This is a genomic window from Pseudorhodoferax sp. Leaf265 (genome assembly GCF_001422365.1).
GTDB lineage: Bacteria > Pseudomonadota > Gammaproteobacteria > Burkholderiales > Burkholderiaceae_C > Pseudorhodoferax.
The window spans coordinates 837,107-855,775 of record NZ_LMMT01000001.1 but is presented as its reverse complement, the minus strand read 5'-3'; the positions used below and the strand labels follow the sequence as shown (position 1 = coordinate 855,775).

Here is an 18,669-nt window from a genome sequence, read left to right as displayed (position 1 = left end):
GCTAGGGCGTGGCGCAGTTGTAGTTCTGCGCCAGGTTCACATCGCCCGCGCCGCGGTAGCGCGGCCAGGCCGGGTAGTCGCACAGCGGGCGCGTGCGGCCGGGCACGCCGGCCGTGTCGGCCACGGTCTGGGCCGGCGGCACGGTGCCGCGCTCGACCCAGTTCTCCAGCGTGGTGAGCGAGTCCCAGGCGGCGTTGAACACGCTGCTGGCGGCATGGCCGTAGCCCGGGATCTCGTAGTAGCGCATGAAGCTGTCCACCGTGCTTGCGCCCATGGCGTTGCGCAGGCGGGCCCAGTACTGCTGGGTTGCGCGCGTGCTGACCAGCGCGTCGTGCGTGCCGTGCGCCATCAGGATCTTGCCGCCGCGGGCGCGGAAGGCCGACAGGTCGGTCCGGTTCGCGTCCTGGATGCCGGTCAGCGCGACGATGCGGGACTGCCAGGGGCCGGGCGCCTGCGGATCCAGCGTCAGCGAATTGAAGCTGGCGTCGCGCGTGACGAAGTACTTGACCCACTGGTCCCAGAAGGTGCTGCCGTAGGGCGGCATGGTGGCGGCCGTGACGGCCGGCATCGGGTTGGCCGGCTGTTCGGTGCCCAGCGACAGCGTCAGCACCGTGGGCTGCAGCGGGCTGCTGCCGGGGTTGCCGAAGTCCGTGCCCCAGGTGTTGAAGCCGGGGTAGGTGGTCTCGCCGCTGGCCAGCGTGTAGGGCAGCACCAGGGGTGTGTTGAAGGTGTCGAAGGAGGCGATCTGCGCATCCGACAGGCAGCTGTCGCCCAGGTCGGCACCGCCCGCGCAGCGCACGGGCGCGCCGTTCAGCGTCGCGCTGGCCAGGTTGAAGCTGGTGTTGCAGGCGGGCATGTTGCTGATCAGCCCGTCGCTGACGCCGTCCAGCCCGTCGCAGGCGGCCAGCGCGGCGTTGTAGGCCAGCTGGCGCTTGGCGCGGCTCGGGTAGGCGCCGGGCTGGGCCAGCTGGCGCGTGATGCGGCCGAACTGCAGATCCAGCGCGGCGGCGTTCCAGGCCGGGTACAGCACGATGGCGCCGTCGAAGTCCTGTGGCCAGTTGCCCACGGCCAGCAGCGCCTCGCGCCCGCCGGTGGAGCCGCCCGCGAAGTAGGTGCGCCTGGGTGCCTCGGCGTAGTGCTTGCGGATGATGGCCTTGGCCACGTCCAGCGTCTTCTTGAGCGCGTCGCCGGCGAAGTTGGCGAGCGCCTCGTCGTTGGCGCCGAAGCGGCCATCGCGGCTGCCGTCGGCATTGGCCTGGTGGCCCGAGTCGCTGCCGAAGGTGGCGTAGCCGCGACCCAGCGGAACGGGCTGGTCGGCCGGGCCGGCCGGCACGTTGCCCAGGCCGGTGGCGATGCTGCCGTTGTAGCCCCCGCCGCCGAACATCATGGCCTTGCCGTTCCAGCTGGTGGGCAGGTTGAGCTGGAACAGGATCTTGGGGGCGTTGCTGTCCACCGGCTGGATGCTGCCCAGCACCTTGCAGTATTCGCCCACTGCGGTGGCGCCGCTGCCGGCTGCCGGCACGACCGCGGTGCTCGTGACGGTGGCGCCCTGGGTGCGCAGACCGATGGCGCTGGCGGCCACCGCCATGCCGTTGAGATCGGCGCAGGCCACGGGATCGTCGTCAGAGGAGCAGGCGGCGAGGCCGACCAAGAGGAGCAGCGCAAGCAGTCGCCGGCCCCGGCGGGGCCATGTCGTACGTGTCATCGTTTGTCTCCGAGGATGTTGGAAGCAAGCACCCGTGGACCGCGGGCCGCTGCGCGGCCCGGATCGCACAAGCCGTCCGCGGCAAGGCCCGGACCGGGCCCATGCTAGCGCGTGCGGCGCGCCGTGGCTCAGGGCGGCGGGCTGCTGCGCCAGACGGCGGCCAGCGCCAAGCACTTCTGCCAGGCCGTGGCGCGCTCGTCCGAGAGGATGTCCAGGAAGTCCGACAGCTTCTTGGACTTGACCATGGTGTAGACCGTGAGGATGGTCGTCAGCACGAAGGTGACCGCGAAGATCGTGAGCCGGCGCGCCATCGGGGCATCGGCCTCGGCCAGCAGGTTCATGCCCAGGAAGCCCGTGGTCACGGTGCCGATCAGGCCGAAGATGGTGACCACGGTGAGCCGGACCACGGTGTTGGCCTGGCGGCGCAGGTTGTCGCTCTCCAGGTACTGCGCCATGTCGGCGATGCGCTCCTTGACCTCGCAGTAGGTGGCGTCCAGCTTCAGGTGGCCCGCGCACATGCCCCACAGCGCGCGCACCAGCGCCTGCTCGGAGATCTCGTGGAACCAGTAGCGGTGCGTGAAGCGCAGAAAACCTTCGAAGCTGGCGCGGATCAGCCGCTTGAAGCGGCGCACGCTGTCGGCGCTGCCCACGTCCAGGTCGCGCAGCGCCTCCACGAGCTTGTCCGAGTACATGAGCAGCGCGGCCTTCTGGAAATGCGCGATCAGGAACAGCAGGAAGTGCTGGTGCCGGAACTGGGCCAGCACGCCGCGGTCGCGGCAGCCGTAGAGCACCGAATCGGCCCGGCCCACGACGACCAGCGAATGCCCGTTGCACAGGTAGCGCGTGTCGGGCGCGGCGCCGCCTGCGCTCCAGAAGCGGTCGTAGCAGAAGCGCTGCTCGAAGTCGGCCAGATGCTCGTCGGCGAAGGGCAGGGCGCGGTTGTCGCCCGAGCCCGTGACCAGGCCCAGGCGCACGAAATCGGCACGCGAGAGCGCGCGCGGGTCGTTGAGCGCGAGGTAGGCCATGAGCGGCATGCGGTAGTACTCGATCTGGCGGTAGCGCAGCGCGCCGCTCTGGTCGGAGTAGTCGGGCACCAGCGGCTCCAGCATGGCGGCCCAGTGCGTGGCGATGCGCGGCGCGCGGTGCTCGGCCACATGGGCCAGGAAGGCCTCGCGCTGGTGCGCATCGGAGCGGGTCTGCACCTGGCCCTGCGCGTCGAGCCATTCGGCGTCGGCCAGGCAGTGCAGCGGGTGGCCCTTGGCATCCCAGCCCGGCGGATAGCCGCGGCCGAACCGGTACAGCAGTTCCTGCGCCTGCTCCAGCGTGAGGTCGTCGGCAGCGACCTCGAGGTTGAACAGCACCAGGTCCACGTCGAGGAAGAAGTACAGGTCGGCATGGACGATGGAAAGCGTGACCGGCGCGTCGCCGGGCCGGGCCGTCAGGCGCACGGCGGAGATATCGTGGCGGCGGAACACGCGCATCGGCGAGCCGTGCGGCGTGGCGCCGCCCGTGCGCCCATGGCGGCCCTCGCCGTACAGGAAGCGCTGCACATAGGGCAGGAAGGTCACGAACTCGTTGTAGTGCCGTTCGTGGAAGCGGCAGGTGTCGCCCGTGTACTCGTCCACCTCCTCCTGCCAGGGCGAGCCGGCCAGGAGTTCCCACGGTTTGGCGCCGGCTGACGCGGGCAGCGGCATGAGGCGCAGCGGCCACAGCAAGACCTGATGGAAGCGGCGGACCCGGGTCGGGTCGACGGCGGCGCTGGGGCCGGTTTCCGTGGGCGTCATGGGGCGAGCGGCAGGCTGCGAAGGCGGCCAGTGTAGGCCGGGTGCACTGCAATAATCCGCCCGCCTGTCCACTCGCCATGACCAGGAGTCCGCCATGCGTCCGCCCGCCCTGCCTGCCACCGAAGCCCAACGCATCGCCACGCTGCGCGACCTGCTGATCCTCGACACCGAACCGGAGGCGCGTTTCGACCTGATCACCGCCTACGCCGCCTCGCAGTTCAAGGTGCCGATCGCGCTCGTGAGCCTGGTCGACACGGACCGCCAGTGGTTCAAGTCGTGCATCGGCCTGGAGGCCAGCGAGACGCCGCGCGACATCAGCTTCTGCGGCCATGCCATCCTGCAGCCCGAGATCCTGGAGGTTTCCGATGCGATGGTGGATCCGCGCTTCGCCGACAACCCGCTGGTCGTGGGCGATCCGCACATCCGCTTCTACGCGGGCTGTCCGCTGGTGATGGCCAATGGCGAGTCGGTGGGCACGCTGTGCCTGATCGACCGCAAGCCCAAGCGCCTGAGCGCCTGGGAGCGCGGGCATCTGGCGGTGCTGGGAAAGATGGTGGCGGCCGAGTTGCAGGGCGTGTCGGCCGGCGCGGTGGAAGGGCGGCCGAACATCCCGGCCTTCTACGCCTGAGCCCTTTTGGGGGGCTTCAGCCCGCTTCCAGCAGCTCGAGCGGCCCCCGGCAAACGCCTGGGCCAGGCGCTTGTCCAGCGTGAGCAGGCGCATGCCGTGGTGCTGCGCCAGGGCGAGCAGGCGTCCGTGGTCTGGCGCGGCCCCTCGGCAGGCTGAAGTCGCAGGCCACGACGGCGGGGGGGCTCGGCCAGGCAGGCATGCTCGGCGTCGGCGCACAGCGCGGGCGTGAGCGTCAGCGCCACCACCACCGACAGCACCATGGAGGTGACGATGGTGATGGAGAACTGCCGGTAGATCACGCTGGTGGAGCCGCTGAAGAAGGCCATGGGCAGAAACAGGCGAAAGTCCCTGCACGCCCGAGCGGCCGGCGGCGCGCACGACCGAGCCCGACGCACGCCATGCCGAGGACGCGGTGCTGATGCCGGAAATCACGGCCGAGGCCCCGCGCGACCCAGAGATCGCCGCCATCGTGCGCGAGGCCGACAAGCGCAGCCGGCAGCAGGCCACCGCCAAGATGCTGCGGCTCATGCCCGGGCTCTCGCCGGCCGAGGCGGCGGCGCGCTGCGAGATGGTGGGCGTGCGGATCGAGGGCACGGTGTTCCGCCAGCCGACCGAACTGCAGGCCGACCGGGCCGAACTGCAACGGCGCTATGCGCGGCTGCTCGCGGTGCTGCTGGAAGGCCAGGACTTCTGACGCCCACGGCGCTGCCTATGATCGGCGCATGCCCGACACCGCATCCGCCATTCCCGCCGGTTTCCGCCCCATCGTGATGGGCGGCCCCTTCATCGAGGCCAATGGCCCGCTCTATGGCCGCTGGACCGGCGAGAAGCTGCAACTGGGTTTTCGCGTGGAGCATCGCCACACCAACCCGATCGGTACCTGCCATGGCGGCATGCTCGCGAGCTTCTGCGACATGCTGCTGCCGGCCATGACCATGTACCAGGGAACGGACGGCCGGCGCAGCTTCCTGCCCACGATCAACCTGCAGATCGATTACATCGGCGCGGCACCGCTGGGCGCCTGGGTGCAGGGCGAGGGCGACGTGCCGCAACGCACGCGCACCATGGTGTTCGCGCAGGCGCTCGTCGCGGCCGACGGTGTGCCGGCGCTGAGAACGAGCGGCATCTTCCGCTACCGGCCACCGCAGGACGACGCGCCGCTGGACTTCGACCCGCTGCGGCTGCGCGAGAACTGACGCGGCTGTCAACAGGCCCGCTGGTCATGCGGGCTTCACGCGCCTGTCACGGGCGGTTTCGACCATCACGGCCGCAAGCCAGCCTCTGCCAGCGAAATACACCATGCACAAAGCATGGCGGGGAAGCGCCTTGTCCTTTTTCCCACCACAGGACCTCGCCCCGATGCGTTCGATCGATCCAGAAAACATTCCCACCAACACCAGCGCGAACCCGCACTTCAACGAACTCGTCGAGCGTTCGCGCCGCGGCTTTCTCAAGAGCGGCCTGGCCATGGGCGCCGTCGGCTTCTTCGGTGCGGGCCTCACGGCCTGCGGCGGTGGCGGTGACGGCGACGACAGCGGCCCGATGCTCGGCTTCGCGGCCGTGGCGGCCTCGACCGGTGACGACATCGTGGTTCCGGCCGGCTACAGGCACGCCGTGTTCTGCCGCTGGGGCGATCCGCTGTTCGCCAACTCGCCGGCCTGGAAGCCAGACGCCACCAACACGGCGGCCGACCAGGCGCTGCAGTTCGGCGACAACCACGACGGCATGCATTTCTTCCCGCTGTCGGACGACAACAGCACCGAAGGCCTGCTCGTCATGAACCACGAGTACATCAACCCCGAGTTCTTCTACACGGCGGCCGAGCAGTCCGGCGCCACGCCCTGGTCGCTGGAGCAGGTGCGCAAGGCGCAGCATGCCCACGGTGTGTCGGTCGCCCATGTGCGCCTGGTGAACGGCAACTGGCAGGTGGTGATCCCCTCGGCCTACAACCGCCGCATCCACATGAACACGCCGATGCAGCTGACCGGCCCGGTGCGCGGTCACGCGCTGGTGCGGACCAGCGCCGATCCGGCCGGCGAGGTGTCGCTGGGCACGGTCAACAACTGCGGCAACGGCTACACCATGTGGGGCACCTACCTCACCTGCGAAGAGAACTTCAACGGCTACTTCGGCACCGCCAGCACCACCGAGGCGCGCGACGCCAACATGCGCCGCTACGGCCTGTCGACGACGGGATCGGGCTACCGCTGGCACGAGGAGGACGACCGCTTCGACTACGCGCTGGAGCCCAACGAACCCAATCGCCTGGGCTGGATCGTCGAGATCGATCCGTTCGATGCCTCGTCCACGCCCAAGAAGCGCACGGCGCTGGGCCGCATCAAGCACGAGAACGCGGCCCAGACCCTGGCCAAGGACCAGCGCGTGGTGGTCTACATGGGCGACGACCAGGCCAACGACTACGTCTACAAGTTCGTCTCGGACGGCAAGTACGTGGCCGACAACCAGCGCGCCAACGTCAACCTGCTGGAAAGCGGCACGCTGTACGTGGCCAAGTTCGGCGCCGGCGCCACGGTGGGCGACATGATGGGCACGGGCGAGTGGGTGGCCCTGGTGCCGTCCACGCCGATTGCCGGGGGCAGCACGCTGGGCGCCAAGTACGGCGACCTGGGCGGCATCCTGGTGAACACGCGCCTGGCGGCCGACGACGTCGGCGCGACCAAGATGGACCGCCCGGAGTGGGTGACGGTGCACCCGGACTCGGGCGAGGTCTACCTCACGTTGACCAACAACAGCAGCCGCAGCACGGTGGACGAGGCCAACCCACGGACCAACAACATCTACGGCCAGATCATCCGCTGGCGCGAGACCGGCCAGGACGCGGCCGCGCTGACGTTCGAGTGGGACCTGTTCGTGCTGGCCGGCAACCCGGCCCACACGGCCGGCGGCCTGCAGGCCGGATCGAGCAACATCAACGCCGACAACCTGTTCAACAGCCCGGACGGCCTGGCCTTCGATGCCGACGGCCGCCTGTGGATTCAGACCGACGGCAACTTCTCCAACCGCGGCAACTACGCCGGCATGGGCAACAACCAGATGCTGGTGGCCGACCCGCAGACCAAGGAGATCCGCCGGTTCCTGGTCGGCCCCTCGGGCTGCGAGATCACGGGCATCACCTGGACGCCGGACCAGAAGTACGTGTTCATCAACGTGCAGCACCCGGGCGAGTACGGCAGCCATCCGCGCGCGCCGGCGACCGACCCCGCGGTCGATCCGCTGGCCTTCTCGCGCTGGCCCGACAACGGTGCCGGTGGCCGCCCGCGTCCTGCCACGGTCGTGGTCTGGCGGGAAGACGGCGGCAAGGTCGGTACCTGAGCCTTCGTTGATTTGCCGCAGGACGGCCCCGGTGCTGCAAGGCGCCGGGGCCTTCTTGCGTGGAAGGGCCGGTGCAGAATGCGCAGAACCGAGCGGAAGGACGGCGCATGACGCACGAGGTGAGGCGGTTCTTCGCGAGCCGCGCATGGATCCAGGGGACATGGGCGCGCGATGTGGTGTTGACGGTGGCGGCCGACGGCTGCTGGCTCAATGTGCTGCCCAATGCCAGCGCAGAGCAGCAGCGTGGCGCGGTGCGCTTGGGCGGGCCCGTGCTGCCCGGCATGGTCGATGCACACAGCCATGCGTTCCAGCGGGCCATGGCCGGACTGACGGAGCGCCGGCGCGACGGCGCCGCCACCGCGGTCGACGACTTCTGGACCTGGCGCGAGCGCATGTACAGCGTGGCGCGGCGCATCACGCCCGAGCAGATGGAGGCCGTGGCCAGCCTGCTGTACGCCGAACTGTTGCAGGCCGGCTACACCCAGGTCTGCGAATTCCACTACCTGCACGGTGCGCCCGACGGCCAGCCGGAAGGCGCGCCGCTGGACATGGCCCTGGCCCTGGTGCGCGCGGCGCAGCGCGTGGGCATCGGCCTCACCTTGTTGCCCACGCTGTACATGCGGGCGGGCTTCGGCGCGAGCGCGCTGGGCGAGGGGCAGCGCCGCTTCGGCTCCACGCCGGACAGCGTGCTGCGCACGGTGGAAGCCGTGGCGCGCCTGGCCGTGGATGCCGAGACCAACAAGACCAGCCCTGGTGCCCTGCTGGGCGCGGGCGTGGCCGTGCATTCGCTGCGTGCGGTGGACGCCGTGGCCTTGCAGGAGGTGGCCGCGCATGCGCGCAAGGTGTCGCTGCCCTTGCACATCCATGCGGCCGAGCAGACGCAGGAGGTGGACGACTGCGTGGCCCACACCGGCCTGCGCCCGATCGAGTGGCTGCTGCAGAACGCTGCCGTGGATGCGCGCTGGAACCTGGTGCATGCGACACACGCCACCCCGGCGGAACTGCAGGGCGTGCGCAAGGCCGGTGCATCGGTCGTGCTGTGCCCCAGCACCGAGGCCGACTTGGGCGATGGCGTGTTCGACCTGCCGGCCTACATGGCGTTGGGCGGGCGCTGGGCGGTGGGTTCGGACAGCCAGGTCTCGCGCCAGTGGACGACCGAACTGCGCCTGCTGGAGTACACGCAGCGCACCCTGCTGCGCCAGCGCAACGTGGCGGCGCGTGCCGCGGGGCGCGACAGCACCGCTGCGGCTTTGTTCGAGGCGGCGATTGCCGGCGGGCGGGTTGCCACGGGCCAACGCATCGGCGCCATCCAGTCGGGCCACCGGGCCGACTTCGTGGTGCTGGACGACCAGTCGCCGACGCTGCTGGGCATCCCTGCAGAGCATGTGCTGGATGCCATGGTGTTCTCCTCGCCCTCGCCGCGGCTGTGGGACGTGTTCGTCGCCGGGCAGGCGGTCGTGACGCAGGGCAGGGTGGTGGGCAGCACGTCGACCGTGCCGCTGGGGCCGCAACTGGGTGCGGCGTTCAGCGCGGCGATGGCCGCGTTGTGGCGCTGAACTGCGGGTAGATACAACAAAGGCCGCTTGCGCGGCCTCTTTTGCTCATGACAATGACTTGGCTGGTCGGGGTGAGAGGATTCGAACCCGCCACTTTCGACCCGTTTTCCCAGGGAAAGGCGCCATGCGTCAACGTCGAGAACTGCGCCAAATTGACGCACTTGAAGTAGCTTACCACTGCAATGGGCTCGCGGATTGTTCGTCCTTGACAATGTGCGACTACCTAGGAGTCGTGTCGAATGCCAATCCATCCCCGCTCAGCTCTGCGTTCTGGAAACCGGCCAAGAAACGTGCCGTCCCCTACGCACACGGCTGCACAAAGGCTGGAGCATTGGAAATCCGTCGCCTCGATTGCTTCTGCGGTTGCCATTCCAATCGTGCTGGCAATCGCTGGCTACCTGATTCAGCGGCAGCTAGCAGACGAGGGGCTGCGAAAGGACTACGTTTCGATTGCTACCAGCATCTTGAAAGAGGATCCTAAGAGCCAAGAACCCGATCTGCGGAAATGGGCTGTCGACGTTCTTGATCAGAACTCGCCCGTGCCATTTTCCAAAAGCGCAAGGCTTGGACTTGAAAAAGGAATCCCGGTTGTCGTGCCTGGAATCGCCATACACCCTCCACCAGACATGTGCATGGCCCCAACGAAGCCTCGGACGATCAACAGCGCGTTAGAGCGACTCAGTCGAGACGTAAAGAAGATCAATTCGGGGGTGGTGAGCGCTGACGACGCTGCGACGATCATCGAGCATTTCTTGAAGTTTATGGACGAGGTCCTCGATCAAGAGCGCGATGCGGGAGTCGCACGAATCCAGCTTGACTGCATGCAGAGTTGGGCGAAAGCGACAATGGAAGTCGACGACAACTACCGCAGATCGATTGGTGCGCCAGACAGTAAAACGGTCTATGACGAAATAAGGGCTTCGCGCGTCAAAGCAGAGTCGGCTGCGAATCCAGCGCCGTCAGCATCCAGCCAAAGGTAAATCACTGCGGGCAATCTGGATTGGTCGCCCCATACCCAAACGTGCGATACGCTAACCGCGCCGTTGCGCCTTCGCAGTGTCCAGGGCCTCTAGGTAGTGACGGACGCCACGCACGGCGCCACCCTCGCGCCCGTGCAAGGTCTTTCCGACGTCCACGCTATCTGTTAGGTCCTTCAATCCGGCCGGCCATGCACTGAATGCCACGACTACCGCGGCGGACCTCGGCTCGATGTTTTCGGCTGAGAGAGCGCCAGGGCCACTCAAATAGTAAGTGCCCATACGTAGCGCAATGTCGTCCAAGGCCAGATAGAACCTGTGCCGCCAGAACTCCTCATGCTCTGCGTGGACGGTCCTGTAGGTCTGGCTGGTAATCTGCCCGGCGAGTTCAGCGTGGCGCAGCAGGTGCCGGGCGCATGTCAGCCAGTTGAGTCGGTCAGCTTTGGGTGGGATCTGGGCGCCCTCGGCCGTTAAGGCGTCGTAGGCCCATTCCAGTGACAGCCGCGCTTGCGTTACCAGCTCCTTGTCGGCATCGCGAACACGGTCTTCTTGTTGCTTCCTTACGTTGGCGTTGTACGCCTTGATCGCGTAGATCAGCGATCCGACGGTCACCAAGGACACCAGAAGCTTGGCAATTTCGAAAGCGGTGGGGCAGCTCATCGGTTCACGAACAGGACAAAGCTGAGAGTGTCCGTGATGATGCGAGCGGCCCGTCACATCAGTACCGACGGGGGCTTACGGCCCCAGCGCGTCCCCGAGGGTCGCGGCGAGACCCCGAGCCTTCGCTGCGGCCCGGTAGCCGCGTACCAGGTTCTTGGTGTACTCCGGGTTCTTCTGGTAGGCCGCTTTGCGGGCCAAGATGCAACAGGCTTTGCAGCGCACGAACGCGCCGCACGGCCCTTTGTAGTAGTCAGTGAAAGGCTTGAAGGTGCCGCACGTCTTGCAGCGCCGCAGTTGGTCGGTCATGTTTGTTTTAGAGAAAACAGATGCGGACATGCGCACGCATCGAAGTTGAGACTGGTCCGCCGAGGAGCGGCATCAGGCAAAGCACCGGCGCAACCTGTTTGTGTGTGCCGGTCGGGTTGCCGATCTGGTGCCCGGTTCCGGCCTCATGGCTCAGAACTTGTACGTTCTGTGCCGGGTCGAAGTGAGCCTTGGCGCCCATGGATCAAAAGTCGTTGACGGTATCTTCTGGATAGCTCATAACAGAGCCCATACTTTTGATCCATCCGCCCGACCATGACCCAGCTCGCTTACTACCGCGTCAGTACCGCTGATCAATCGATCCAGGCCCAGCGCACGGCAATGGGCGGCCCCTTCGCCAAGGAGTTCAAGGACGAGGGGGTCAGCGGCGGCGTTCCGGCGGCGCAGCGCCCGGGCTTCGCCGAGCTGCTGCAGTACGTTCGCGAGGGCGACACGGTGCACGTTTACGCAGTGGACCGGCTGGGGCGCGATGCGCTGGACGTTCAGACCACTGTGCGGTCGCTGCTTGACAAGGGCGTGGCCGTGGAGGTCCATGGGCTCGGCAGGATCGCCAAGGGCGTGGGCGAACTCATCCTGGCCGTGCTGGCCCAGGTGGCCGACATGGAGCGCCAGCGCATCAGGGAGCGCACGGAAGCCGGCAGGGAGGCGGCCAGGCGGTCCTTAGAGGCCACCGGGCTGACGCACAAGGGTAAGGCCAGCCTGGGCCGCCCAGCCGCGGCAAACGCCCAGGAGGTGGCCGCGTGGCGCATGCAGCACGGCGCGAGCATCGCGGCTACCGCCGAGCACTGGGCGCTGTCCACGGCCACGGTCAAGCGGTACTGCGCGGCGGTCGAGTAGTCAGCCCCACGCCCAAGTTCAGCCGGCCGCGTGCCGGCTTTTTGCTGCCCAGAACGCCCACGCCAGCTCGCTCCTACGGGGCCGCGCCTCCAGGTTCGCCCAAGTCGGCCAGGGGGCCATGGGGGGAAATCCGGCTCGACGCGCGGACGTAGGAGGGGTCACGATCCCAAAGGGAAAAATTTGGACCGGGGGTAGCCGGTGAAATTACTGGCGAGATTTCTGGTGCGCTTGAGGGCGTCAGGACTTCCTGGGTCGCCCGCGTGGTCGCCGTGGTCCCACGAACTCCGGGGGCACCTGGCGTACCGCCTTGGCCTTGCGTGGCCTGTGCTCCCGCACCACTGTGGACAGCGCACGCTCCACCGACCACCCCAGCTCCAGGCGACCGCGCAGGGCCGCATAGGTCATGCGCAGCGGCTCGCGCAGCTCCTCGACCCAGCCGGCCGCAGCCTGGGTCCGGCCGTCGAACGTAAGCGGCGTATCGGGCGTCATCCCGGTGCGCACTCGCGCCGCTGGCTGGTTCTCGAAGCCCAGGGGCTGTGACAACGCACGCTCCAGCGGCCACCCGGCGGCAATGCGACCACGCAGGCCCGTCCGGCTCATACCCAGCTCGTGCGCCCACTCATCCGCATGCTGACGGCGACTAGCGTGCGCGATGGGCGGGCCTTTGACTCCTGGCGCTGGGCCGGGGTGTTCTGTCAACGCCTTCGTGTCGTCCCATCCGGCGGCCTTCCGCTCTGCGACCAGTGCAGGACTGACGTCCATGATGCGTGACCACTGCACCAGCGGCAGCTCGCGGCCGGCGAAGTTCAACACCAACGTGTTCCGCTTGTTCATGTTCTGCTCGGCGGGCGTGGCCCATTGGCAGTTGGCCGGGCTGTACGGCCCATTGACGTCGGCGCGGTCAATGGAGTGAGTTGGCGAGGGCCGGGGGCCCATGTCGGCCACGAAGGTCTCGAAGTCGCTCCAGCGCTCGCAGACCGTGATTCCACGACCACCATAGTTCGGGTCGCTCAGGTCTCGGCAGCGACCATGCATGCCGCTCCAGATGCCGTACAGCGGGTGTCGGCTGATCGGCTGAGGCTTAACCACTGGCGGTCGAGTGCTGGCGGCCTTCAGGCGCTTCACCTTGGCCCGGTCACCTTCGCATGCCTTGCACGCGCTGCGTCGCCTGGCCCTACCGTTGGAGTGGAAGTCAGCGACCGGCTTGGTGATGCCGCACGCGGAGCAACGGCACCCTTGGATGGGCGTCCGGTGCGCCAGGTGAATGTGATCGATGTGAGGGAACATGGGAGGGCGAGGCTGTGTCGACGGCACGGGATGAGGCGGAGGCGATGGGTCAACCGCTGACGCGCGGCGCATCGACCATCTCCAGAAGGGGTACGGCGAAGCCGAATCAAGACGACTTGGGCGGTCTTCGGGATGTTCAGGACTACTCTGGTGTATTTCTTCTAGACCGTAGACCATGGATACGAAGGAATGAACCTCAGGTTCTCCAGGTTCACCAGGACCACGGTGTTTGACCCTTCGTATCCTCTAAAGACACTTGGTGTTTCGCTTTCAGCGAGACCCCCAACGCGCAGCGCGTGCACAGCACGGTGGGCGGGAGTTCGCACGGGCTTCGGTCTGGCCTCAAGGGCCGGCAGTTGGGGAGGTGGGGTCAGGCCTCGTCCAACGGACTTCTACGCATGCGCCCATGTCGGCCATGGGAGCCTCTTCGTTCCGCCGGGTGGCGCCGTGAAGACACGGTGGTGGCAGGATGGAGGAAGGGCCCCTGTCGGGCCTGGAGGTGGTGGGCGTCGATGCGGGTCCCTCGCTATGGGCGGGAATGCATCTGTCGTCATCTTCGTGGGACGCGCTGTACGGTCTTCGACCCCTGGGGGTTTATTTAACTGTCGTCATCTGCTGCCAATTTACTCACGCGCAAGATCGGCGCGTTGCGCTGCCAGGACTTTCTCGGTCAGCTTGGCGCACGCGTGCAGGCCGAACGCTTCAGCGGAATGACCGGCCAACGCGAAGGCGGTCCAGAGATTCACCAGCTCGTCGGTGCACTGCGAGTGGTCAAGTTGAACGCCGGGGTAGTCGTCAGCGATCTGCGCGAGGGCCCAGGCCGCCATGGTGTGCGCCTGCGTGTCGAGAGCAGCGGGGTTGTGTTGTTGGTTCATGTGTGCGTCTGTTGGTGGCACGCCCCTGGGGGAATAGGGCGTTCTACCGAGTGCGGATTTATTCCGAAGGGCACCAGGCGACCCAGGAGCCGTACGCGGCATCCCAGGCCATCATGGGCCCCCCAGAAACGAAGCGAGGCCCGTAGGCCCCATGGCGCCCCTTAGCGGGGCATCGCGTCATCACGCGGTCAGCGTCAGTCGTTCAGACTGTTCTCGATCTCGGCAAACAGGCGCATCTGCTGGTTGAACGGCAGGAGTCGTAGGAACTTCTGACCAGCCTTGTCCAGCTCGCCATTCACGGTGTTTTGAATGCCCGTGTAGATGGCTTGGGCCTGCCCGAAGGCCGGACCCAACGCGGACGCCAGCGCGTTGTTCTGGCTGAACTTGGTACCGGGGTCAAAGAACTTGGTACCGAACATCGCGTTGATGTGCGAGCCCAAGCCGGTCTTGGTCGCCATGTCGAAGTACGGCGAAGCCGCACCCATGATCCCGGAGCGGTCGACAAGCTCACGCGCGAGCGTGGACGGGTTGTCCTGCCAGTCCTGCAGCTTCTCGTCCAGCTTGCCGTTCTCGTAGGCCCGCAGCATGGACATGAGGGTAGCCAGGGATAGCGAGGTCGCCAGGGCCGCCATGCCGCTGTAGTAGTCCCCGGTGACGGCCCCGCGTTGAACGGCGGGCCGGATCAAGAACTGCAGCGTCATGAATGCGTGGCTCTGGAACTGGTGAAGCGCCTTCAGGTAGATGCTGCCATCGTGCAGCGTGGTGGGCACGGCGCCGATGCTCTCGGTGTACGCCGAGCGGTTCTGTGCCTTCACCACGCTGGACTCGAACAGGTCGACCATGTGCACGTCGTCCCACTTGTCGATGCCAGGATCGAACAGCGGGCCGAACTGCTTGCCGTGCTGCTGCATAAGCTTGCCGATGCGCTGGTGTTCCGCCTGGCCGATGTTCATCGACGCAAGCTGCGCACGGCGCGAGGGGCTCAAGGTCTCCCAGGGTTCCCGGGTGAACTTCGCCAGGTCCGCGATGTGCGCGAACGCCGCATTACGCCGCACGAAGTCGCTGATCAGGTTCAGCCCGGTTGCCCATGTCACCTTGTCGCCCAGCGCCTGCATGCCGACCTCCAGGTTGCGGGTCATGCGACGTGTCAGCCCGTCGCCGATTCCGAACTGGTCCAGGGCACTGCCGCGGCCGATGGCCCGCTGAGACACACCAGTGTGCGCGGTGTTCTCCATGGACGCCATCAGGACGCGAAGCTGCCGGAGACCTTCAGCACGACCATCGGCATCGCCTGCAGCTCGCGCATCGATCTCCTTCAGCAGCTTTCGCCACGCGCCGGCCTGGGTCAACGCATGCCGCACAAAGCGCGGGTTCTGGAAGACGGCCGTACCGATGTCCTGGACTGCTGCTTTCCAGATGCCGCCAGCGATGCGCAGGTAAGCACCATTCATCAGTGTCTTCACGGTGAAGCTGGCCAGGTCGGTGGGCTCGACGGACATACGGCCGGCGTTGCGGTCCCACATGTACTTGAAGTCCTCCAGGCCCTTGGCGTGCAGCGCCTCGCGGGCTGCGCGGTCGCCGTGGCCCTGGGGAAGTTCCTCGACCCACTGCCGCAGGCTGCGGTCTGCCTCCTCGGCCAGGCTGGCGTAGCTGCGACCGTCGAAGGCTTCATGGAGGGCCAAGCGGCCGCCCATGTCCCGTGTGTAACGGTCCATCATGTAGCTCAGGTCCGACTCGACAAACCCCGATGCCTGGGCGTCCTTCAGCAGTTCCTCGGTCCACTTGAAGCGCCGCTCACGAAGCCGGCCAATCTCGGGAACCTCGTCCATCAGCATGCCGCCGGGGTACTGCTCCAGGCCACTCAGGTACCGCGCCAGCTTCTCGGCGTATTCGGCCTTCGGCGTTCGCTTGCCCAGCATCTCGACCAGGCGGCCGGTGCGCCGGTATTCGGCTTGCGCCTGGCGAAGCTCCTTGCGGCCGATGCTCAGGCCGCGCCTTGTGTCCTTCCAAAGCTGGAGCGATTCTTGGCGGGCCTTCTCGACGGCGCGGACCTTGGTCTGCAGGTCGTCCAGGCGAACCCGGGTGTTCTCCAGGTCCTCACGGATCCCTGGGCCCATGCGGGCCTCCAGGTCGCTGGCACGGTACTTCTGCACCTCGGCGTCCGTGGCGTCCATCCAGCGCCGCACGTTGCGGTAGCTGCGGCTGGCTTGCTGCACGTCTGCGCGTGCCTGGGCCAGGTAGTCGGCGGCCTCGCTGCGCTCTGCACGGGCTTCGCGCAGGTCTGCATTGAGCCGGTCGATTTCCTCCTGAGCCAGTGCCGCATCGCGCTTGCCCTGCCATGTGCCGCTGGCGGCGCCTGCGTCGCGCGTGGTGGCCTGGGTGGTCTTCTGGTCACCCAGGAAGTTCACCAGGCCCTGCGCTTCGCCGTGTGCGGTGGCGCCATCGGCCAAGCGGCCTGCAGCTTCATCGAGCTGGTTCCCGTTCTCCAGCGCGGTGCGCTTGGCGGCCTCGTCCAGCGCGATCAGGTCATCCGCCTTGGCCTGCAGGCGGGCCAGGTTGGCCTCGGCCTTCTCGACGCGCACCAGTGCGTGACCCAGCTTGCGACCGTGGTACTGCGCTTCAGCCGCGCGCGCGTGGCTCTTGATGGCCGCAACGGACAGCTTGCGTTTGTCGTGCTCGATTAGCTTCAAGCCGCGCATCGTCTCCTCGACCTCGTCGGCCGCGCGGGCTAGCTTGGTTTCGGCGGCGGTCCAGGCGGCTGCAGCGACCTCGCGCAGGTTGCGCTCGGTGTCGCCGTTCCAATCCCGCAGCACCTCGTTGTGCAAGACAGGATCGGCCTGGATCTCAGCCCAGGTACGCGCGGGCGTCGCGGCACGGCCGGTGGCCGTATCGGCCTCGACAGCATCACGCACCCAGCCACTGGAGAGTAGCCAATCGTCCTGCGGCTGGTCGGTCAGCAGACGCATCACGATGTTCTCGAACTGCGAGCGGTTGCGCATGATCGCCCCGCGCACGTACATGATGGGCAAGCCGTAGGACTTCTGCAGGACTTCGGGTTCCACCATGCCCTTGTCGACGGCGCGGCGAATCATCGTGTCCATGTGCAGGGTCGCGGCTTCGCCGGCCTTGCGGACTTGGCGATACAGCGCATCGACCTGCTCGGGCGCGCGGCCAGGTGCGGCCAGGCGCTGGCGGATCTCTGACTCTACGTTGACGTGGTTGGTGACCGCAGAGCGCATCTGCGCGACCACCTCGCCGAAGAACTCCTCGCGCGTGATGCGGTTGGTTTGCACGTTGCCCGCAGTCAGCTCGTCGACGGCGCCGCGCAGGCGCGCGGAGACTGCGGATTCCCCGAGTGCCATCTGGGCCTCGCGCAGGTGCCCCATCAGGTCCTCCTGCAACGCACGGCCCTTCTGGCGCCAGACGTTGTTGATCGCCTCGGCCTCGGGGGCCGCAGCGTCACCCCGGGCCATCGCACGGTTCAGGAAACCGAATTGGTCCAAGCCCTGGGTCAGCAGGCCGCGCAGGTATGCCGGATAGTGCGGCATGCGGTCGAACACGGTACCGGCACCCAGCGAACCAATCTTGTTCGCCAGGCCGGCGCCCGCGTCCGTTACCCGCTGCACCAGGCCGCCCAGGCCGGCCCCCTGCGCCGGCAGCGTGTCGGCCTCCAGGGTCGCCATGCGTGCCCGGGTTGCCGGGGAGACCGCAGCGGCGCCGATGCTCTGCCCCATGGCCGTGCCCTCGTCCGTGGTCTGACCTGGGCGCACGATGTGCACAGGGTCGGCCTTGATGTTGTCCGGGTGCGCTGGGTTCTCGGGGTGACCTGGGATCAGCGGGGATCCGGCATGCAAGTTGCGCTGTAGGGCGCCGATGGTGCCGCCGAGCATGGAGGAAACGCCGATGTCCAGCACCGCATCCTTCCACTCATAGGTGGGGTCGAGCTGCTCCATCGCGGCCACCGTGGGAAGCGCACCTACGCCACCGACCGCCGCGCCCTGTAGAACACGGCCGGTACGCGCGGCGGCACGAACGCCGTTCACGACCAGGCCCAGATTCAACAGGTTCAACGGGTCCAACATGGATCCAGCCATGCCGGCGATCTGGCCGACCACGCCACCGGCCGCAATGTCGCGGTCCAGTAGGTTGTTCTCGCGTATGACCGCGGCGCGGCGGCGGAACCCTGCGGCGCTGCGGATGCTGTCGAAGTGTCCCGCACGCATGTTCTGCTCCAGGTCGCTGAACTCGTCGCGGTGCTCGGCAAAGTAGGCGAACTCATTGAACATCGGGTCCAGCTCGTCCAGCTCGTCGATGGCACCCAGTGCGGCGGCGGCCTTCACGGCCTGGGCGGTCGGGGTGTATCGCAGCCAGCCGTTGGCGAACGATGTGCCGATGCTGGGGGCTTCGACCTGGCCGGCCAGTGGGTCGGCGATGGGCTGGTCAAGCGAAGTCGCGGCGAGAGTCCGCAGGGCGCTGCGGTCTGCGTCAGTGCTGGTCAGTACCGTGGCGACGGTCTGGGTTTCGGGTAGAGGTGTCATGTATCTGCTTGGATGGGTGGGAGGGCAAGGCCGTCAAAGCAGCGACGGGACAGCGATGGGGCGCAAGGTGCGCCGGGCCGCGTGCTGCGGCCGTAGGGTTGTCACCCCCTGTAGGTTTGTTTCTCAGGGATGCTGGGCGACCATGGCGACCATGGCGACCATGGC

15 protein-coding genes and 1 pseudogene are annotated in these 18,669 nt (G+C 67.3%); 7 read left to right on the top strand and 9 right to left on the bottom strand.

Translation table 11 applies throughout. The features are described from left to right. Position 1: 1 nt before the first annotated feature. Both ASF45_RS04010 and ASF45_RS04005 read right to left on the bottom strand, forming a co-directional pair. Positions 2 to 1,705 (bottom strand): tannase/feruloyl esterase family alpha/beta hydrolase, encoded by a 1,704-nt coding sequence (locus ASF45_RS04010; RefSeq protein WP_056657163.1) that lies wholly within the window; start codon positions 1,703 to 1,705, stop codon positions 2 to 4. Positions 1,706 to 1,833: 128 nt separating this feature from the next. Continuing rightward, the gene (locus tag ASF45_RS04005; RefSeq protein ID WP_056657160.1) at positions 1,834 to 3,489 is read right to left on the bottom strand and encodes a hypothetical protein; all 1,656 of its coding nucleotides are present in this window, start codon (positions 3,487 to 3,489) and stop codon (positions 1,834 to 1,836) included. Positions 3,490 to 3,583: 94 nt separating this feature from the next. Here ASF45_RS04005 and ASF45_RS04000 point away from each other — a divergent pair, with 94 nt between their 5' ends. Continuing rightward, complete coding sequence (locus ASF45_RS04000; protein WP_056657158.1) at positions 3,584 to 4,117, top strand: GAF domain-containing protein; 534 nt, start codon at positions 3,584 to 3,586, stop codon at positions 4,115 to 4,117. A gap of 209 nt (positions 4,118 to 4,326) precedes the next feature. Here the strand turns inward: ASF45_RS04000 and ASF45_RS37035 are convergent. Continuing rightward, a pseudogene (locus ASF45_RS37035) lies at positions 4,327 to 4,455 on the bottom strand (efflux RND transporter permease subunit); the annotation flags it as partial. Between the two features lie 80 nt (positions 4,456 to 4,535). Here ASF45_RS37035 and ASF45_RS03990 point away from each other — a divergent pair. The 5 genes from ASF45_RS03990 (at position 4,536) to ASF45_RS35010 (ending at position 9,986) form a co-directional block, all read left to right on the top strand. Beyond that, positions 4,536 to 4,811 (top strand): hypothetical protein, encoded by a 276-nt coding sequence (locus ASF45_RS03990; protein WP_156472822.1) that lies wholly within the window; start codon positions 4,536 to 4,538, stop codon positions 4,809 to 4,811. A 28-nt stretch (positions 4,812 to 4,839) separates the two neighbouring features. After that, positions 4,840 to 5,313 carry a PaaI family thioesterase gene (locus ASF45_RS03985; protein WP_056657150.1) on the top strand — a complete coding sequence of 158 codons (474 nt, stop codon included), beginning with the start codon at positions 4,840 to 4,842 and terminating at the stop codon, positions 5,311 to 5,313. Positions 5,314 to 5,476: 163 nt separating this feature from the next. Continuing rightward, complete coding sequence (locus ASF45_RS03980; protein ID WP_056657147.1) at positions 5,477 to 7,450, top strand: PhoX family phosphatase; 1,974 nt, start codon at positions 5,477 to 5,479, stop codon at positions 7,448 to 7,450. Positions 7,451 to 7,557: 107 nt separating this feature from the next. Next, positions 7,558 to 9,006, top strand: coding sequence for a formimidoylglutamate deiminase (locus ASF45_RS03975; protein ID WP_056657144.1), 1,449 nt, complete (start codon positions 7,558 to 7,560; stop codon positions 9,004 to 9,006). A 239-nt stretch (positions 9,007 to 9,245) separates the two neighbouring features. Further along, on the top strand, positions 9,246 to 9,986 hold the full coding sequence (locus ASF45_RS35010) for a hypothetical protein (protein ID WP_156472821.1): 741 nt from the start codon (positions 9,246 to 9,248) through the stop codon (positions 9,984 to 9,986). 51 nt (positions 9,987 to 10,037) lie between these two features. Here the strand turns inward: ASF45_RS35010 and ASF45_RS03970 are convergent, their stop codons facing one another. The 3 genes from ASF45_RS03970 to ASF45_RS36235 all read right to left on the bottom strand — a co-directional run bounded on the left by ASF45_RS03970 (position 10,038) and on the right by ASF45_RS36235 (position 11,148). Then, positions 10,038 to 10,643, bottom strand: a complete 606-nt coding sequence (locus ASF45_RS03970; protein WP_056657141.1) for a hypothetical protein — start codon at positions 10,641 to 10,643, stop codon at positions 10,038 to 10,040. 75 nt (positions 10,644 to 10,718) lie between these two features. Beyond that, positions 10,719 to 10,949, bottom strand: coding sequence for a hypothetical protein (locus tag ASF45_RS03965; protein ID WP_056657138.1), 231 nt, complete (start codon positions 10,947 to 10,949; stop codon positions 10,719 to 10,721). Between the two features lie 7 nt (positions 10,950 to 10,956). After that, on the bottom strand, positions 10,957 to 11,148 hold the full coding sequence (locus ASF45_RS36235; RefSeq protein WP_235580791.1) for a hypothetical protein: 192 nt from the start codon (positions 11,146 to 11,148) through the stop codon (positions 10,957 to 10,959). Between the two features lie 74 nt (positions 11,149 to 11,222). On the opposite strand from ASF45_RS36235, the gene ASF45_RS03960 reads away from it, so the two are divergent. Beyond that, complete coding sequence (locus ASF45_RS03960) at positions 11,223 to 11,804, top strand: recombinase family protein (RefSeq protein WP_056657135.1); 582 nt, start codon at positions 11,223 to 11,225, stop codon at positions 11,802 to 11,804. 237 nt (positions 11,805 to 12,041) lie between these two features. Here ASF45_RS03960 and ASF45_RS03955 read toward each other — a convergent pair whose 3' ends face one another. From ASF45_RS03955 to ASF45_RS03945, 3 genes are all read right to left on the bottom strand, one after another. Further along, positions 12,042 to 12,929, bottom strand: a complete 888-nt coding sequence (locus ASF45_RS03955) for a hypothetical protein (protein ID WP_156472820.1) — start codon at positions 12,927 to 12,929, stop codon at positions 12,042 to 12,044. 785 nt (positions 12,930 to 13,714) lie between these two features. Further along, positions 13,715 to 13,966 (bottom strand): hypothetical protein, encoded by a 252-nt coding sequence (locus tag ASF45_RS03950; protein ID WP_056657129.1) that lies wholly within the window; start codon positions 13,964 to 13,966, stop codon positions 13,715 to 13,717. A gap of 194 nt (positions 13,967 to 14,160) precedes the next feature. Continuing rightward, positions 14,161 to 18,504 carry a hypothetical protein gene (locus ASF45_RS03945; RefSeq protein WP_056657126.1) on the bottom strand — a complete coding sequence of 1,448 codons (4,344 nt, stop codon included), beginning with the start codon at positions 18,502 to 18,504 and terminating at the stop codon, positions 14,161 to 14,163. Positions 18,505 to 18,669 lie beyond the last annotated feature (165 nt).

Coding starts and splice junctions, on each gene's coding strand:
- ASF45_RS35010 (WP_156472821.1), top strand. CDS start 9,246: ATGCCAATCCATCCCCGCTCAGCTCTGCGTTCTGGAAACCGGCCAAGA.
- ASF45_RS04000 (WP_056657158.1), top strand. CDS start 3,584: ATGCGTCCGCCCGCCCTGCCTGCCACCGAAGCCCAACGCATCGCCACG.
- ASF45_RS03975 (WP_056657144.1), top strand. CDS start 7,558: ATGACGCACGAGGTGAGGCGGTTCTTCGCGAGCCGCGCATGGATCCAG.
- ASF45_RS03965 (WP_056657138.1), bottom strand. CDS start 10,949: ATGACCGACCAACTGCGGCGCTGCAAGACGTGCGGCACCTTCAAGCCT.
- ASF45_RS04010 (WP_056657163.1), bottom strand. CDS start 1,705: ATGACACGTACGACATGGCCCCGCCGGGGCCGGCGACTGCTTGCGCTG.
- ASF45_RS03985 (WP_056657150.1), top strand. CDS start 4,840: ATGCCCGACACCGCATCCGCCATTCCCGCCGGTTTCCGCCCCATCGTG.
- ASF45_RS03950 (WP_056657129.1), bottom strand. CDS start 13,966: ATGAACCAACAACACAACCCCGCTGCTCTCGACACGCAGGCGCACACC.
- ASF45_RS04005 (WP_056657160.1), bottom strand. CDS start 3,489: ATGACGCCCACGGAAACCGGCCCCAGCGCCGCCGTCGACCCGACCCGG.
- ASF45_RS03970 (WP_056657141.1), bottom strand. CDS start 10,643: ATGAGCTGCCCCACCGCTTTCGAAATTGCCAAGCTTCTGGTGTCCTTG.
- ASF45_RS36235 (WP_235580791.1), bottom strand. CDS start 11,148: ATGGGCGCCAAGGCTCACTTCGACCCGGCACAGAACGTACAAGTTCTG.
- ASF45_RS03980 (WP_056657147.1), top strand. CDS start 5,477: ATGCGTTCGATCGATCCAGAAAACATTCCCACCAACACCAGCGCGAAC.
- ASF45_RS03960 (WP_056657135.1), top strand. CDS start 11,223: ATGACCCAGCTCGCTTACTACCGCGTCAGTACCGCTGATCAATCGATC.
- ASF45_RS03945 (WP_056657126.1), bottom strand. CDS start 18,504: ATGACACCTCTACCCGAAACCCAGACCGTCGCCACGGTACTGACCAGC.
- ASF45_RS03990 (WP_156472822.1), top strand. CDS start 4,536: ATGCCGGAAATCACGGCCGAGGCCCCGCGCGACCCAGAGATCGCCGCC.